The sequence below is a fragment of the Cytobacillus sp. Bva_UNVM-123 genome (genome assembly GCF_046351715.2).
Classification (GTDB): Bacteria; Bacillota; Bacilli; order Bacillales; family Cytobacillaceae; genus Cytobacillus.
Map to the genome: position 1 here is coordinate 4,845,780 of NZ_CM177772.1, position 16,011 is coordinate 4,861,790.

12 protein-coding genes are annotated in these 16,011 nt (G+C 38.5%); 2 read left to right on the top strand and 10 right to left on the bottom strand.

Annotated elements, in window-relative coordinates; all coding sequences use genetic code 11:
• Window positions 1-76: 76 nt before the first annotated feature.
• Together mbl and spoIIID are read right to left on the bottom strand one after the other, a co-directional pair.
• Entirely contained in the window at window positions 77-1,078 is a 1,002-nt protein-coding gene (gene mbl / locus KDN24_RS24655) for a cell shape-determining protein Mbl (RefSeq protein WP_491348215.1), read from the bottom strand.
• Between the two features lie 434 nt (window positions 1,079-1,512).
• Complete coding sequence (spoIIID, locus tag KDN24_RS24660) at window positions 1,513-1,785, bottom strand: sporulation transcriptional regulator SpoIIID (RefSeq protein ID WP_409973195.1); 273 nt, start codon at window positions 1,783-1,785, stop codon at window positions 1,513-1,515.
• A 775-nt stretch (window positions 1,786-2,560) separates the two neighbouring features.
• On the opposite strand from spoIIID, the gene KDN24_RS24665 reads away from it, so the two are divergent.
• Window positions 2,561-3,211 carry a LysM peptidoglycan-binding domain-containing protein gene (locus KDN24_RS24665; protein ID WP_409973194.1) on the top strand — a complete coding sequence of 217 codons (651 nt, stop codon included), beginning with the start codon at window positions 2,561-2,563 and terminating at the stop codon, window positions 3,209-3,211.
• Between the two features lie 372 nt (window positions 3,212-3,583).
• Window positions 3,584-5,287, top strand: coding sequence for a methyl-accepting chemotaxis protein (locus KDN24_RS26385; protein ID WP_525931259.1), 1,704 nt, complete (start codon window positions 3,584-3,586; stop codon window positions 5,285-5,287).
• A gap of 156 nt (window positions 5,288-5,443) precedes the next feature.
• On the opposite strand, the gene spoIIQ is transcribed toward KDN24_RS26385, so the two are convergent.
• The 8 genes from spoIIQ to nuoL form a co-directional block, all read right to left on the bottom strand.
• The gene (spoIIQ, locus tag KDN24_RS24680; protein ID WP_491348216.1) at window positions 5,444-6,355 is read right to left on the bottom strand and encodes a stage II sporulation protein SpoIIQ; all 912 of its coding nucleotides are present in this window, start codon (window positions 6,353-6,355) and stop codon (window positions 5,444-5,446) included.
• Window positions 6,356-6,649: 294 nt separating this feature from the next.
• Complete coding sequence (gene spoIID / locus KDN24_RS24685; RefSeq protein ID WP_409973192.1) at window positions 6,650-7,696, bottom strand: stage II sporulation protein D; 1,047 nt, start codon at window positions 7,694-7,696, stop codon at window positions 6,650-6,652.
• A gap of 480 nt (window positions 7,697-8,176) precedes the next feature.
• Window positions 8,177-9,487 (bottom strand): UDP-N-acetylglucosamine 1-carboxyvinyltransferase, encoded by a 1,311-nt coding sequence (gene murA / locus KDN24_RS24690; RefSeq protein WP_409973191.1) that lies wholly within the window; start codon window positions 9,485-9,487, stop codon window positions 8,177-8,179.
• 33 nt (window positions 9,488-9,520) lie between these two features.
• Window positions 9,521-10,273: a YwmB family TATA-box binding protein gene (locus KDN24_RS24695; RefSeq protein ID WP_409973190.1), complete on the bottom strand. Its 753-nt coding sequence runs from the start codon at window positions 10,271-10,273 to the stop codon at window positions 9,521-9,523.
• Between the two features lie 248 nt (window positions 10,274-10,521).
• Complete coding sequence (locus tag KDN24_RS24700) at window positions 10,522-10,758, bottom strand: DUF1146 family protein (RefSeq protein ID WP_409973189.1); 237 nt, start codon at window positions 10,756-10,758, stop codon at window positions 10,522-10,524.
• Between the two features lie 178 nt (window positions 10,759-10,936).
• Entirely contained in the window at window positions 10,937-12,460 is a 1,524-nt protein-coding gene (nuoN, locus tag KDN24_RS24705) for an NADH-quinone oxidoreductase subunit NuoN (protein ID WP_409973188.1), read from the bottom strand.
• A 6-nt stretch (window positions 12,461-12,466) separates the two neighbouring features.
• Window positions 12,467-13,978, bottom strand: a complete 1,512-nt coding sequence (locus tag KDN24_RS24710) for a complex I subunit 4 family protein (RefSeq protein WP_409973187.1) — start codon at window positions 13,976-13,978, stop codon at window positions 12,467-12,469.
• Entirely contained in the window at window positions 13,975-15,843 is a 1,869-nt protein-coding gene (gene nuoL / locus KDN24_RS24715; protein ID WP_409973186.1) for an NADH-quinone oxidoreductase subunit L, read from the bottom strand. The genes KDN24_RS24710 and nuoL overlap by 4 nt, the downstream gene beginning before the upstream one ends.
• Between the last annotated feature and the right edge of the window lie 168 nt (window positions 15,844-16,011).

Genomic DNA, 16,011 nt, shown 5'->3' on the forward strand with positions numbered 1-16,011 from the left:
ATGAATTCACACGATAAGGAAAAAGCCTGCCATCAGCAGGCAGACTTTTATTGGCTAGTAGGGAGGTTTAAATTTATTAGCCAAGTTTGCGACTTGGAAGCTTATCAATATTGTCTAGCATAATTCCAGTGCCAACAGCAACACAATCCATTGGATTTTCAGCGATTAGAACAGGAACCTTCAATTCTTCAGCAAGAAGGGTATCAATGCCATGCAGCAATGCACCACCGCCTGTTAAAATAACACCTCGATCAATAATATCTGCCGATAATTCAGGAGGAGTTCGTTCTAATACACTTTTTGCTGCTTGCACAATGACAGAAACAGATTCCCTTAATGCAAGTTCAATTTCTTCTGATCGAACGGTAATCGTTCTCGGTAGGCCTGAAACCATATCGCGTCCACGGATGTCCATTTCCTCATTTCGTGAGCCTGGGAAAACAGTTCCGATTCCTGTTTTTATATTTTCTGCTGTTCTTTCCCCAATTAAAAGCTTGTATTCGCGCTTAATATATTGAAGAATTTCACTATCAAAAGCATCTCCAGCCATTTTAATCGATGAAGAAGTTACAATATCACCCATTGATAATACAGCAACATCTGTTGTCCCACCGCCAATATCAACAACCATATTCCCGCTCGGTTGGAAAATATCCATACCAGCTCCAATTGCTGCCACTTTCGGCTCTTCTTCTAAATATATTTTCTTGCCGCCGCTTTTTTCAGCAGCTTCTTTAATTGCTTTCTGCTCAACACTTGTCACATTTGTAGGACAACAAATTAAAATGCGTGGCTTCGATAAAAAACCTTTCACATTTAATTTATTTATAAAATGCTTTAGCATCGCTTCAGTAACATCAAAGTCAGCGATAACACCGTCTTTTAACGGACGGATTGCCGCGATATTTCCCGGAGTACGCCCAACCATGCGACGTGCTTCCTCACCAACTGCTAAAACTTTATTCGTATTTTTGTCAATTGCAACTACAGAAGGTTCATTCAATACAATTCCTCGACCTTTTACGTGGATTAGCACGTTAGCTGTACCTAAATCAATCCCTATATCCCTTGCAAACATTATTCTCTCTTTCCTCCTTGTAAAAATTGGCCTGCACTGTCCGCCATCATCGGCGCGTGACATAATCCACTGCTCTACACATTGGTTTATGCTTATCAGCTATATGAAGCGAACTTCGCTTTTGTTCAACGATTCAAGATCTATCCTAATTTTATATTCTACCATACTCTAGTGAAATTAAATAATCTTTTGTCAAAATTTGTGGGCATTTAGGCAGATTTTTGTCGAGAAAAAAGAATAAGGTGAGGTTAAGCATGAAAATGGGTAACGAACGTTAAATAAATAAAAGCAATCAGCTAATTGGCCAATCGCTTTTACTTACAATTAGGAAAGTTTCCTCTTCGCCAGATCCTTTCAGCGAATGCGATGTAATGATCGAATATTTTGTCCTTACGGATAGTTACTTTAGTACGTTTAACTTAAAGCCTAAACGATCATTTTATGGGCTCTCCCTCTATTTCTTCTTTTTTATATTTCATTTTTGTTGCTTCTCCTCCACGCAAATGGCGGATTGATTTATGGTAATCTAGGATTTCTTTTACCTCGCTAGCCAGTTCAGGATTAATTTCAGGAAGTCTTTCTGTTAAGTCTTTATGGACTGTACTTTTGGATACGCCAAACTCCTTCGCAATGACGCGAACCGTTTTTCTCGTCTCCACGATATACTTTCCAATCTTGATAGTTCTCTCTTTGATGTAATCGTGCACACCACTCGCCCTCCCTAAATTGGATGTGAGAAGTGTGAAATGAGACTCGCTTTTCGAAAATGACCAATACATCAATCCGCATGATAATGTTCATTAAACTTATTTTCCTTTCATGCGGCAGAAAGCAATTGATACTTTCTGATCTTGCAATGAATAAACATGTCCTAAGGCACAATCAATTTTAGCTTCAAAACGACTCTTCACCTCAAACACTCTCTTTGTAAGGTTTGTAACAGTGTATTAGCTTGGTTGCTGATATATGCACGAAATACATAATAGGGACAAGGTGTGAGTAGAGTTTTTTGAAAAGAATGCAACTTGACTACTTATTTTCGTTAAATTTCCTATTTTCGAGTGAGCATTCACGAGTGCTCAAAAAAAAGAATTTTTCAACTGTATAATTCACCAGAACAGAATACCTATTTTTTCATAAAATAACATGACTGAATAAGTCTAATTCCCTGATAATTCGTCAGTATTGAATGATTGAAAAATATAATGCATTTGTTTTAAACCTTTTTATTTGAATAAAAGGGTTCATATTTTTGTGTATTTATTCATTTTTTTTTCATATAAATAGTTCTTCATTCGTACATCCTCTTATAAAAATAGGTGATAGGGTAGAGCCAAAAAGTGACATCGTTCATGTGTTTCTCCCTATTGTCGACAGGATTTTAATGAAATAAAATGAGGACTGATTGAGCATTCATTTTATGGGTATTTACCTAATTTTATCCAAATTAATTATCAGAAAGATCTTTGGAAGGGGAAGACAATGGTAACTTTAACACGGAAAGAAAGAATTTTAGCAGAAAAGAAGGAAAGAATTAAAAAGCGCCGCATTAAATTAGTTTATGCGACATTAGCGGCAACCATCACATCATCAACAATTTTCTACTTCTCATCAAAGGATGTAAAAGCATTTAGCGAAACATACATTGTCCAGGAAGGAGATTCATTATACCGAATTTCAAAGAATAATGGGATTTCTCTCCAAGAACTGAAAAGCATTAATAAGCTCACCTCTGACAAAATTTATATTGGACAAACATTGGAGCTTCCAGTAAACCTTCATACGCCTGGGGATTCCTTGCAAGCCGCTGCTGTTTATACTGTAGTACCTGGTGATACGCTATGGGGAGTTGCGAATCGCTTCGGCATTTCAGTCGAGGATCTCAAAACACAAAATAATTTAACAAAAGATATGGTGCTTATTAATCAAAAGCTAATTATTATGGACAATATTAATTATAAAAAAGTGAAGGTTGTTGGAGCTGTTGACACATTTACAGTTGAATTTGTGGCAAATAAACAAGCCTTTACCTTGAAAGTCCCATACGGTACAGCTTCAACTTATCAAAAGCTAGCTGGGAAAGAGGTTATCATTTCCTATAAAAATGGTGCTTTAATTCAGGTTCAATCGTAACTTGCTCATTTACAGAAATAGTCATGATCTATTATTTACTTAATCTTATATATGAATTTCATACTATCCTTTATTTAAATAAGTAGAGTCAGAATGAGTCATGATCTGACTCTATTTTTTTGTTTATTTACATATAATTATCTTAATAAAACATTAATTAAGTTCGACAAAATTTGACAAATGTCTTGATATACCGCTTATATTGCAAGTATTATAAGTTTAAGATTTACATAAATTTCATGATAATTTACAGACTTTTCTGAATATGATCGGAGGTTGGTTATCTGCAAGACGGTGCGACTAGAAAAAGATAGCCCTTATTAACTAAAGAAGCAATAAACAAGCACAGAATGTGGGAAGGTGGACATAAAAATGAGATGGTCAATCCGGAAAAAGATAATTATTATTTTTGGAGCAATGTTATTATTGATTGGGATTATTAGCTCCTCTTCTTTTTTTACATCTAGTAGATTAAATGATAATGCGGAACAAATTAGCTCTACTATTATCCCGAGGATTAAACAAATCGCTGATTTAGATTATTATACAGAGCATTATTTAGCAACGACACAAAAGCTTTTTTTATCAAAGGATAAACAATTTCTCGATGAGTATAATCAACAATTAGTTGAGCAGGAAAAAACAATTGAGGACAGTTTAAATAAATATGAAGCGTTGCTGAACAATCCTGAAGCAATTGCTGTTTTGCCTGAGCTACAAAAAAACTGGGAAAATTATTTAGCTATGGCCAAGGATGCGGAAGCATTAAAAAATCAAAATCGTACAGACGAAGCCATTTCAAAATCATATGAGGGTGAAATCGCCTTTAATGCGATGCAGGAAAACTTAGATCATTTAATTGCTATCCATGAAAAAGAAGCGGAAGCAATCGAAAATGAAGGCCAGCGGCTGTTTACAACGAATAATTTAATTTTGATTGGCCTTGGAATTGTCTCCATTATATTTGTGATTGCCATGACTTTTTTCTTCATGCATCTCATTCAAAGACCTATCGTCGCAGTGGCTAAAAAGTTTAGCCTTATGGCGACAGGAGATTTAACAGTTGGAGAGCTGCAAATCAAAAACCATGATGAAATTGGAGATATGGCTCAAAGCTTCAATCAAATGCTTAATAGTTTAAAAAGTATTGTTCATAGTATTGATAACAACGTAGCTTTAGTTGCCTCAACTTCTGAGCAATTAGCTGCGAGCACAGAAGAATCAGCGAAGGCACTCGTTCAAGTAACAGAATCTATTATGGGGATTGCCGAAGGCTCCTCTTCCCAATTAGAAGGGGCGAACACAAGCAGGGAAGTGATACATGAGATTGCTAGGGGAATGAACCAAGCCTCCCAATCTGTTAGTCATGTTGCAAATTTAGCTACCTCTACGACAGAAGCGACAGTTTCTGGTACATCGATAATGGACGAGACGATGAGTAAAATGACTGATATTCAGCATTCATCCAAAACGACAGCACAAATCGTCACCTCTCTTGAGCATAAGTCAAAAGAGATTGAACGGATCGTTACACTCATTACTGCGATTACCGATCAAACAAACTTGCTGGCACTAAATGCTGCCATTGAGGCTGCAAGGGCTGGGGAGCATGGAAAAGGATTTGCGGTTGTAGCTGATGAGGTGCGTAAATTAGCAGAGCAGTCAAATGGTGCTGCTAGTGAAATACGTAGTTTAATTGAGGAAATTCGTACTGAAGTGATGGAAGCAAATCAGGCGATGGACGAATCGCTACAAAATGTTGAAACTGGTATTGAAATGACGAAATCAACACAAGCTAGTTTCCTAGATATCGCTCGAATGGTGAGTGATGTTTCCGCTCAAACAGAGGAAATTTCAGCTGTCATTGAGCAAGTAAATGCCAGCACGCAAAACATGCAAAATACAATTGAACTTGTTGCTCAGCTATCAACAGAAGCGAATGAGCAGTCGCAAAGTGTTGCTGCAGCTGCTGAGGAGCAAAATGCCACGATGGAGGAAATCTCCTCTTCTACAGCCGTTTTAAGCAAAATGGCGGATGAATTAAAAGCGATTGCTGATCAGTTCAAAGTTGACTAAGGTTTGGAGTGAAATCCAAAGAAAAAAACCCGCCTCGGCGGGTTTTTACCTATTTATTAATAGCATTAGGGTTTGTGTTTTAAAAGATAAGAAAGTATAAAATTTTTTGTAGCTGAAAGAACTATCTAGCTCCCACGTATAACACTTACACTTTTCTTATACATCTGAGGATTCAGTTGATTGTTCCTTTGATTCCTCATCAGACTTTTCGTTGTCCTTTGAGTCTTTTTCTTCATCAGACTTTTTATTATCCTTTGAATCCTTTTCCTCATCGGTTACATTGCCTTCATCTTTTGACTCATTATCGGAAGCTTTCTCTTCATTTTTGTTTTCTTCATTTTTGTTTTCTTCATTTTTGTTTTCTTCCTTATTTACTTCCTGTAATGCACTTAAAGGCTTTTGAAAGTATTCATGCGGATTCAGTGGTACTCCATCTTTACGAATTTCAAAGTGGACGTGAACACCCGCCTCTTCATCAAACAAACTTTCCCCAGCTTTTGCAAGGACTTGTCCTTGTTTAACTTCATCGCCAACCTTCACACCGATCTCAGTAATGGATTGATACTTTGTCACAATTCCTTTGTCATGTTCAATTTCAATGACATTTCCTAGTAACACATCATCAGCTACATTTGTAACTGTTCCACTTAGCGCTGCTACAACGTCGAATGTTTCGCCATCCTTGTTCGCAATATCAATTCCTGTGTTTTGATGATAGCGATTGTTGTAAAAAACAAGTGCTGCTTCTTGATCTTCTGCTTTCGCATTCTGATCATAGAATTGTCTTTTAATAACTGCCGAATCGGCATCCTTCACAGGCATCATGAAATTTTCCATATTACGGTTAACCTCAATAGCTGGTTCATTAAACTTTTTGCCTGGAACATCAGTAGCTTTATAGTCAAATTCATTTTGCTTTGTTGTACTATTGATGTTTTGATACCAAAGGACCGCGGTTAAAATAATTGCTGCACTTGCAATGTAGATTGCCGGATATACCCAACGTTTCTTGAAAAAGCGCTTTAAGCCTGAATTTTGAGAAGATCGTTTCTTTTCTTCCTCTCTCATTTATCATCACCTCAGCAATCATTTTGAACAGATTGCTGGAAATATATACATTATTTAAAAAATATTTTTTTAGATTAGTTTTCGACAATTTTCCGGGAAATATTCATAGATTTAAAAAATTCCTCAGAAAAACAAAAAAGTTGCGATTCAAACAACTCGCAGCTTACCTCATTAAACAATGTCCATCCCCCACACACAAAAACACCAAAACTGTCCTTCTATGGTGCCTGGCACCATAAAAGGACAAAAATAGGTGATCTGTCCATAAGCGGTGCCTGGCACCTATTATTCCTATTATTTTTGGGCGATGATTTTGGTGAGGATGGTTTCGGAGTTGGTGATTTCAACTCCTTTGTAATAGTGGTAGATGATGTCTTTATATGTTTTGCCTTCTGCCGCCATGCCGTTCGCACCGTACTGGCTCATTCCTACGCCATGTCCGTATCCTTTTGTATTGATGATAATTTTATCACCCTTACGCTCCCATATGAAGTCCGTAGATTTAAGCCCCAGCTTTTCACGGATATCCTTGCCATCAAATACTTTCCCATTTATTTCTACTTTGCCAACACGTTTTCCAGCTGTTCTTTCTGTCACTTTTCCGACCGTTTCATCGTTAGGCAACTTCACACCTAGTTTTTCCTCGAATTCCGAGATGGTTACTATTTTTTGTCCGCCAAACTTTGGTGATTGTAAATCCCATGGGCTTTCGACGCTTTTTAAATATGGTAAGGCACTTATCCAAATAGCCTCAGAATTTTCCGTAAACCCGTTGCTTGTTGAAAAGAAACTTGCCTCGATCGGTGACCCATCATACGTAATAATTTGTCCCCTCGTCTCATTTACTGCTTCCGTTATCTTTTTTATCGCCCACTTATAATCCATTCCAAATATTTTTTTCAATTCCTCATCACTTTTATAAACTTGGTGATTCTCAGTATCTGTAACGATTGCTCCACCAGGTAACTCAGTTTTATTTTCCTTGAGCATTTGATTAACGATATAGGTTCGCGCTGTTAAGGCTTGAGCTTTTAACGCCTCTTTTTCAAAATCCCTTGGCATCTCTGAGGCAACAACTCCAACAACATATTTCTCAAGTGGAAGCTTTTCAATTTCCTTCTTTTCCATTCGGAAAACGGCTACATCAACTGCTGGACCTGCCGCTGCTTCTATCGTCTCTACCTGCCTATTCTCCCCTTTTAAATGTTCTCCCAGCTTTCCGCTTGCCGTATCCTTAGTAAAAGGAAGAACGAGTAAAGATGGAATCATTAACGTAATCATAAATAGGAGTGTAACTAGAAGGATAAGTGGTTTGATTTTTAGTTTTGATATTGGTGTCATAATTTAGCCTCCATAAATTGTCATCTGGGATTTGCACTAGAAAAGCGCAAGCGCCTTGGTCAGCGACGTACGAACTGAACTGACTCCGACGAGATAAAGGAAACACGACGAGTGAAACGAGACGATGTTGACTTATCGTAGGAGGGGGAAGGAAGTTCGCTAGGCGCTAGGCGCTGGAGCTAGACAGTTCTCTAACTTCAAAAATTTTTATACTTTCTTTTAAAAACCCCGTCTCATTTCATTCTTATGGGCTTGGACTGGCTATTATGACAAAAAACTTCGTGTAAAAATTCGTCTCTCTTCTACTTTTTATCGTCATTAAAAAAACTTGGCATTGTCGCCAAGTTTTTTTAAAAAGGGCTGTTCCACTTTGCTTAAGTAGCATAGAGAGAAGCCTTTTTAGCATCAAAAAAACGCAAAACCCACTTATCAAATATCTGACTAGGAGATTTTACGTTTTCGCTCATTATGAAGCTGCTTTTAGTTCATATCCGAAATAAATGATTGTTTTGCAATTGCTGATTCTTCCACTTCCGTAATACGTTCAATGTCAGCACCTAAGCCAGCAAGCTTTTGATGGAAATTAACATATCCCCTGTCTAAATGCTTTAATTCCGTTACACGAGTAAGACCATCTGCAACTAAACCGGTTAAAATTAACGCAGCCGCAGCACGAAGATCAGTTGCTGCTACTTCAGCACCTTGCAGGTCTGACGGTCCACTCATGATAACAGAGCGGCCTTCAATTTTGATTTCAGCATTCATCCGACGGAATTCCTCAACATGCATAAAACGGTTTTCAAATACGGTTTCCGTTATGACACTAGTGCCGTTCGCATGAAGCAATAATGCCATCATTTGCGACTGCATATCAGTTGGGAATCCAGGATGTGGCATCGTCTTAATGTCAACGGCTTTCAATTTCTCTGGGCCGATTACTCGAATTCCTTCAGCTTCTTCAATAAAAACAACACCCATTTCTTCCATTTTTGCAATCAAGGAAGTTGAATGTTCAGGAACAGCACCTTTAATTAGGACATTTCCTGCTGTAATTGCGGCTGCAACCATGAAGGTACCTGCTTCAATCCGATCAGGAATAATTTGATGATCCGCTCCAAATAATGCATCTACACCTTCAATTCGTATCGTACCTGTTCCTGCTCCTCTTACTTTCGCTCCCATTTTATTAAGGAAGTTAGCTAGATCGACAATCTCTGGTTCCTTCGCAACGTTTTCAAGAATAGTTGTTCCTTTTGCAAGTGTTGCAGCCATCATAATATTTTCCGTAGCTCCTACGCTTGGAAAATCAAGATAAATTTTTGCTCCTTGTAAACGGCCGCCTGCTGCTTCTGCTTCGATAAAACCATTTCCGACTTTAACAGAAGCACCCATCGCTTCAAAGCCTTTTAAATGTTGATCTATTGGACGAGAACCGATCGCACAACCTCCAGGCAGTGCTACACGAGCACGGCCGTTTCGTCCTAGTAATGAACCCATAACTAATACGGAAGCTCGCATTTTTCGAACATATTCAAAAGGCGCTTCTTCCTTTAACTCTCGAGATGCATTTACGGTGACCTTATTATCGTCAAACGTCACTTCTGCATTTAAATAGCGTAAAACTTCATTGATAGTGTATACATCGGAGAGTGTTGGTACATCACGAATTACGCTAGTACCATCACTTGCTAACAGTGTTGCGGCGATAACCGGTAAGACAGCGTTTTTTGCTCCTTCAACTTGAACAGTACCGCTTAGCCTATTTCCGCCGCGGACGATGATTTTTTCCAAAGTGTATTCCCCTCCGCGTCCAAATTCTCTATATTAATATTCAACCGTTATGATGGGTGTGCCTACTACAAGAGTAGTGTTAGCATCGTCCCCAGCTTTTCGCATTCCTAGTTGTAAATTCATGTATTTACCATCTTTTGTTTCAATTGTTTTTTGAAATTTTGTCGAATAAGAAGATACTGACATAAAACTATTTTCTTTCAAAGACTCAATTTCTGTCGCTTGAAAAGCAGCTAAAATTTTTTCCATTTTATTAGGCAAAGTCTTATTCATCTTATCATTGAATTCGCCTTTTATACAAGAGAAAATTGTTGGTTTTCCTCGAAATATCGCAGAAAATCTGTTTTCCATTTCTTGTGCTAATTTATTCTCTATTTGTTCATTCCAACCTTGCCCTACCACCTCATAAATGATATACGTTTTTGCGTCGTGATTTTTGGGGGTTGAAATTTTTATCTTTTCTGTTTTGGTTCCATCTTTGAAAATAGCCATTGTTTCCTGATGGTTTTTAAAGGTTTTCTGCGTCCATTTCCAATCAGGAAATTCTTGCCTTAAATGATCTATTTTCTTTAGCACATCATTCTTTTGAGCGCTTTCTTCCATCATTTCTCTTGCATGTAAAGACCATTCACGGATGAAAATATTCTCGTCCAATAAAACAGATGCAATGATTCCAAGGTCTAACTCACCTTTACCCTTAACTACATTCAAATAAACTGAGTTTGTTAAGATTAAAAAGCTAACCAAGTTCATGATTAAAAAAGTGACTTTTTTTCTTTTTCCCATGCCGAACCCCTCCCCTTATTATCATTGTTACCAAGTGGATAAGGAGCATACTTCGGAAAACTCGTCACTTTTTGACAAAAAAAATTAACAGCTTTTTATTTTATTATATTCACAAAAAATGGAATTGTTTTTAAGTAACAATCGAACATGCGAAATAAACTGATTTTATTTTTGTAAAATCAAACACAACAAATCAAATTGTACTTAATAATTTTACAAAAGAAAACATGTACGAAGACCTAATTATATTATTGAAACATCAAAGGTAGCTGCTGCGACCAGAGCAAATAATCTAGGAAAAAATTACTTACTGACGAACCAATGACAATGGATAATAATATGTACAATACTCTCACTTGAAACACACGGTTCGGGCGCAATATTTGGTCAAAGCGGAGAGCTTGCAGCGCCCACCAAGCAATCGCTATAAAAACGATATGAACAATAATACTAAGCAAAGCCTGTTGACCAAAACCTGGTACCATCAAAAAAACTCCTTTTTGCTATTTTTGCACCTCTTTCATTTTAACACTATTCGTTTAAGGTTAATAGCGTTCTGATCCGGATGAGCAACAATTATTTTCTAAATGCAAAAAGAGAAGGAGACCCCCATCTCCTTCTCTATCATTACCCCTATATTTTCCCATTGTTCGTATTTAAAACTTATTGAAAAAAATCTCTAAATTGATTGAAATTTTCTTGTAGGAAATCGAGCGCAATATTTGGGAAAATTCCGAACAAGATTGTGGCAAATGCACAAATCCCAATGACAATTCCTACTGTACTTGGCAGCTTAAATTTCACGTCATTAACTGCAGGTCTAAAGAACATTTGCACCATTATGCCGAAGTAGTAAACATACGATACTACTGTCGTAGCAATCAAAATAGACGCTAGTACGTAATGGGCAGGCTCAACAGCAAGCGCCCCCATGAAAATGTTTAGCTTCCCGATAAAACCGGCAGTTCCAGGTATCCCCGCTAATGAAAGGATAAACACTGCCATCATGATGGCCAAAAGTGGTGCCTTTCGATATAGCCCTGCAAACTGACTAATATCCTCTGAACCTGTTTTCTGCGTTACAAGCTGAATAATCGCAAACGCACCAAGATTCATGAATAAATATGCGCCTAAATAAAACCAAAGTGTATCAAACAGGAATGGCGACAATGTTGCGACAACTACAAGTAAATATCCTGCCTGAGCAATACTTGAATAAGCAAATAGTCGCTTTATATTGCGCTGTCTCAGTGCAACTACGTTTCCGATAATCATCGTTGCCGCTGCTAAGAAGGCAATATAATCTTGAATTTTTAAGAGGAGCGGAATGGTTGAGAAGCCGTCCGGTCCCTCTGCCGGAATAGTAAGGAATACAGAAACCAAAATCCGAATCATAATAATAAAACCTGCTGTTTTTGAAACAACACTAAGGAATGCTGTAACAGGCGTTGGTGCACCTTGATAAACATCTGGTGCCCACATATGAAACGGCGCTGTTGCCAGTTTAAATGATAGACCGACAAACACCATGAAGAAAGCAAGGCCTAATAAATATACATGCTGTGTATCTGATACCATCTTTAAATATTCTGACATATCAATCAAGTTTGTCGTTCCAGTTAGACCGTACACATAGCTCAACCCGAAAATCGTGATAGCTGTTGAAATTCCGCCATTAATGACATATTTCATCGCCGATTCGTTTGACGCGATATTTGTCTTTCTCATTCCAGCAAGGACATATGATGAAATAGAAAGCAATTCAAGTCCGATAAATAACGTAATTAAATCACCACTCGAAGACATCATCATCGTTCCAAGCAAGGCAGCCAGGAATAAATAATAGAACTCTCCTCGATACTCCTTCATGCCTTCCTTCGGCTCATAGCTTAGCGCAATAAGGAAGACAAACGCAGCTCCAATTAAGAGCAGCAATTTAAATGCTTTTGCAAATGAATCAAGACGGAATGTATCAAAAAGAATGGAATCCGTTCCTGCACCTATTAAGCTAATTGAGGAAACGAGTGCAGCTAATATACCAGCTAAGCCAAGCCAACCGAGAAGCTTTCGATTCACCATCTTTGGCATAAACAAGTCTAATAAAGATAGAATAGTTGCTGCGCCGAGGATGATGAACTCAGGTGTCATGAGGCTCCATTTATATGATAGTAATGTTTCGATATCCATCCTTCATCACCCTCCAATCCCGAGCATAATCGTTTCTAATGTAGATGTGAGAGACTCGCTTAGTACACTTGGATAAACACCAATTAAGACAATCACTCCTAGTAAAACTAATGCAGGTACCCACTCAGCTTTCTGAATATCAGTAATGCCAACAAATTCTCGATGTGCTTTTCCATACGTAATCCCAAGAACTGCACGCAGTAGATAAACAGCTGTTAAAATAATTCCGATCGCCCCAATAGCAGCTAAAATCGGCATCACCTTAAACAATCCGAGAAAGGCCATAAATTCGCTCACAAATCCTGACATCCCAGGCATTCCGAGTGAAGCCATCCCTGCCGCAAGCAAGAACCCAGCCGTTATTGGCATCCCCTTTGCCAATCCGCCGAGATTTGTAATGTTTGATGTTCCTAAACGCTCATACAATGCACCAACTAAGAAGAATAATAGAGCGGCAATTAATCCGTGTGAAACAACTTGGAAAATGGCTCCTTGTATTCCTGCTTCATTTAGTGCACCTAAGCCAATTAAGACGATTCCCATATGTGAAATGGATGAGTAAGCCAGCACCATTTTGAAATCCGTTTGAATAAGAGCAAGGAAAGCTCCATACAACAGATTTATCACCCCAAGAACGGCTATTATTACAGCCAAATCTTGGAATTGTTCTGGGAAAATCCCCAGCCCGAATCGAATAATTCCGTATGCACCAATTTTCAATAAGATCCCAGCGTGAAGCATAACGATTGGTGGAGCCGCTTGAACGTGAACACGCACCATCCAGCTGTGCAATGGGAAAATTGGCAGCTTAACGCCAAAGGCAATTAACATCGCAATGAGCAAACCCATTTTTGTACCTGCTGACATCCCTTGATTATGAATATCTGCGGCCATCATGGATTTCAGCATATCAATATTAGATGTTCCTGTTTTGGAGAACAGCACCATAATGACAATTAACAGAACAGCCGATCCTAAGCCATTGTATATTAAAAAACTAAAAGCAGCTTTTTCTTTTTCAAAATAACCCCATTTTCCAATCAGGAAGAAAGTTGGAATAAGTGTAATTTCGAAGAAGATAAAGAATAAAATTAAGTTTTCAGCTGCAAACACGCCGAGCATTCCTACTTCTAAAAGAAGAAACAACATGAAAAAACCCTTCCATTCCTTCTTAATATAAATAGAAGCAATCGCTGCAAGTGTGGCTAAAAGAGCCGTTAGCACAATCATTACGAGTGAGAAGCCATCTACCCCTAGCTCATAATCAATGGTAAAAGCACCTCTATATAGGTTTTGATCACCAAACTTAATCCAGCTCACTTTTTCACTTAAATTTTCCAAGGAAGCACCTGCCCGGTACTGAAAAAAGGCAATTAAAGCCAATATCAGTGCAGGAAGAGTGGCTAAAAAGCCAATAAGTTTAATAAGTGACTCGTTCACTTTTGGCACAAATGATAGAACAATGACACCAAGCAGAGGGGAGAAAACTAAGATGGATAGAAAATATGCTATATTCATTTCAAATACCCCCCTGTTACAGCAAATACGACAATTAAAATCGCCAAGCCGACAAATGCAACTGCCCCATATCTTTGTACTTGACCACTTTGGAATTTAGAACCTGCTCTACCAAGTCCAGCAACCGTTCCGGCCACCCCTTTAACAATCCCTTCAACAAGGAATACTTCAATAAAGTGAAGGAACAAGCTCAATCCTTTTGTTATTTTTAAAACTGTCAGCTCATAAAACTCATCGATATAATATTTGTTATATAAAACGTTATATAATGTTGGTGCACTGCTTGAAAGCCAATCTCGTGACAATGAACGCTTGCTGTACATTAAATATGCTAGGAAAATTCCTGCCAATGAAACAACTGTCGCCACAATCATAATCCAAGCTGGACCTTCAATATGCCCTTGTCCAAGAGCTGCATTTCCTTCTGTTAACCAATCTCCAAGAAATGTACCGAACCAAGGTGTATTGACATACCCAGCTACGACTGCAAGGATAGCAAGTACGACCATTGGCAATGTCATCACACTTGGCGATTCTTTTACATGCTTCATGTCGCTGCGAGATTCCCCTGCAAACACCATGAAGAAAAGACGGAACATATAGAATGCTGTAAAGAAAGCGGCAATTACGGCTAACCAGAATAACACTGTGTTTCCGTGTGCCCATGCAGCGATCAGAATTTCATCTTTGCTGAAAAACCCTGAAAATAACGGAACACCACTAATAGCTAATGTGCCAATCAAGAAAAGTGGACCTGTTACCCGAAGCTTCTTCCATAATCCACCCATTTTCTCAATGTCCTGTGTATGAACAGCATGGATGACACTTCCCGCTGCAAGGAATAGCAATGCTTTAAAGAAAGCATGTGTCATTAAATGGAAGACACCTGCTACATAACCGGCAGAACCGAGGGCAAGCATCATATAGCCTAGTTGGCTGACGGTTGAATAAGCTAGTACTCTTTTAATATCTTTTTGCACTAGTCCGATGCTTGCTGCGAAAATAGCTGTAATCGCACCAATTACCGCCACCGTTAAGAGCGCTGTCTCGCTCGCTGTAAATAGTGGGAATAATGCTGCCACTAAATATACCCCTGCAGCAACCATCGTTGCGGCGTGGATTAAAGCAGAGACAGGTGTAGGACCTTCCATCGCATCTGGAAGCCATGTATGCAGTGGGAACTGACCAGACTTTCCAATTGCACCTACAAAAATAAGGATGGCCGTTAATGTAATCATCGTTGTAGAAACGGCTCCGGCTTCAACAGCTGCAAAAATTTCATCATATTCAAAGCTGCCAACTTGCCAGAATAAGAGAATCATTCCGATCAAAAGGCCAACATCCCCAATACGCGTCATAATAAACGCTTTTTTTGCAGCCTTTTTTGCCTCTTCTTTGTAAAAATAGAAACCAATTAATAGGAATGAGCCTAATCCAACAAGCTCCCAGAAAATATACGTTTGCAGCAGGTTTGGTGAAAGAACAAGACCTAGCATGGCAAAAGTAAATAAGCCTAAATAAGCGTAATAAACAGGAAACCGCTCATCGCCTTGCATATATCCTTTTGAATAAGTATGTACTAGGAAACTTACAAGCGATACGATTACCAACATTAATGCATTTAATTGATTGACTTCAAAACCCGCTGTTATTTGTGTATCCCCTATCGTAAGCCAAACAGCCTCCGACTTAAATGTTGGTGATGAAAATCTTTCAAACAGCACCAACAACGAGTAGACGAAAGAGGCAAGCGTTAACAAAATCCCTACATAGGCACTTGCATCTTTTAGCCGTTTACCGAAAAAGATAAGGAATAAGAATGATAATAGCGGGAAAAGCGGTATGATCCATGCATTCTCCATCAATATCACAATCCCCTTTTTTAAACACGTTGTCTACTCATTGATCTTTGGCAGAATCAACGTGTTAGTTTGAGATCTACCTCTAATTTAATAGTATGTCTAGCTTCGGCTTCTAGCCACTCGAGACACAAGCTAATCCTCTCTGTGACAATACGTCACGCCGAGGCTTAT

Coding starts and splice junctions, on each gene's coding strand:
- mbl (WP_491348215.1), bottom strand. CDS start 1,078: ATGTTTGCAAGGGATATAGGGATTGATTTAGGTACAGCTAACGTGCTA.
- KDN24_RS24665 (WP_409973194.1), top strand. CDS start 2,561: ATGGTAACTTTAACACGGAAAGAAAGAATTTTAGCAGAAAAGAAGGAA.
- KDN24_RS26385 (WP_525931259.1), top strand. CDS start 3,584: ATGAGATGGTCAATCCGGAAAAAGATAATTATTATTTTTGGAGCAATG.
- spoIIQ (WP_491348216.1), bottom strand. CDS start 6,355: ATGAGAGAGGAAGAAAAGAAACGATCTTCTCAAAATTCAGGCTTAAAG.
- spoIID (WP_409973192.1), bottom strand. CDS start 7,696: ATGACACCAATATCAAAACTAAAAATCAAACCACTTATCCTTCTAGTT.
- KDN24_RS24695 (WP_409973190.1), bottom strand. CDS start 10,273: ATGGGAAAAAGAAAAAAAGTCACTTTTTTAATCATGAACTTGGTTAGC.
- KDN24_RS24700 (WP_409973189.1), bottom strand. CDS start 10,758: ATGGTACCAGGTTTTGGTCAACAGGCTTTGCTTAGTATTATTGTTCAT.
- nuoN (WP_409973188.1), bottom strand. CDS start 12,460: ATGGATATCGAAACATTACTATCATATAAATGGAGCCTCATGACACCT.
- KDN24_RS24710 (WP_409973187.1), bottom strand. CDS start 13,978: ATGAATATAGCATATTTTCTATCCATCTTAGTTTTCTCCCCTCTGCTT.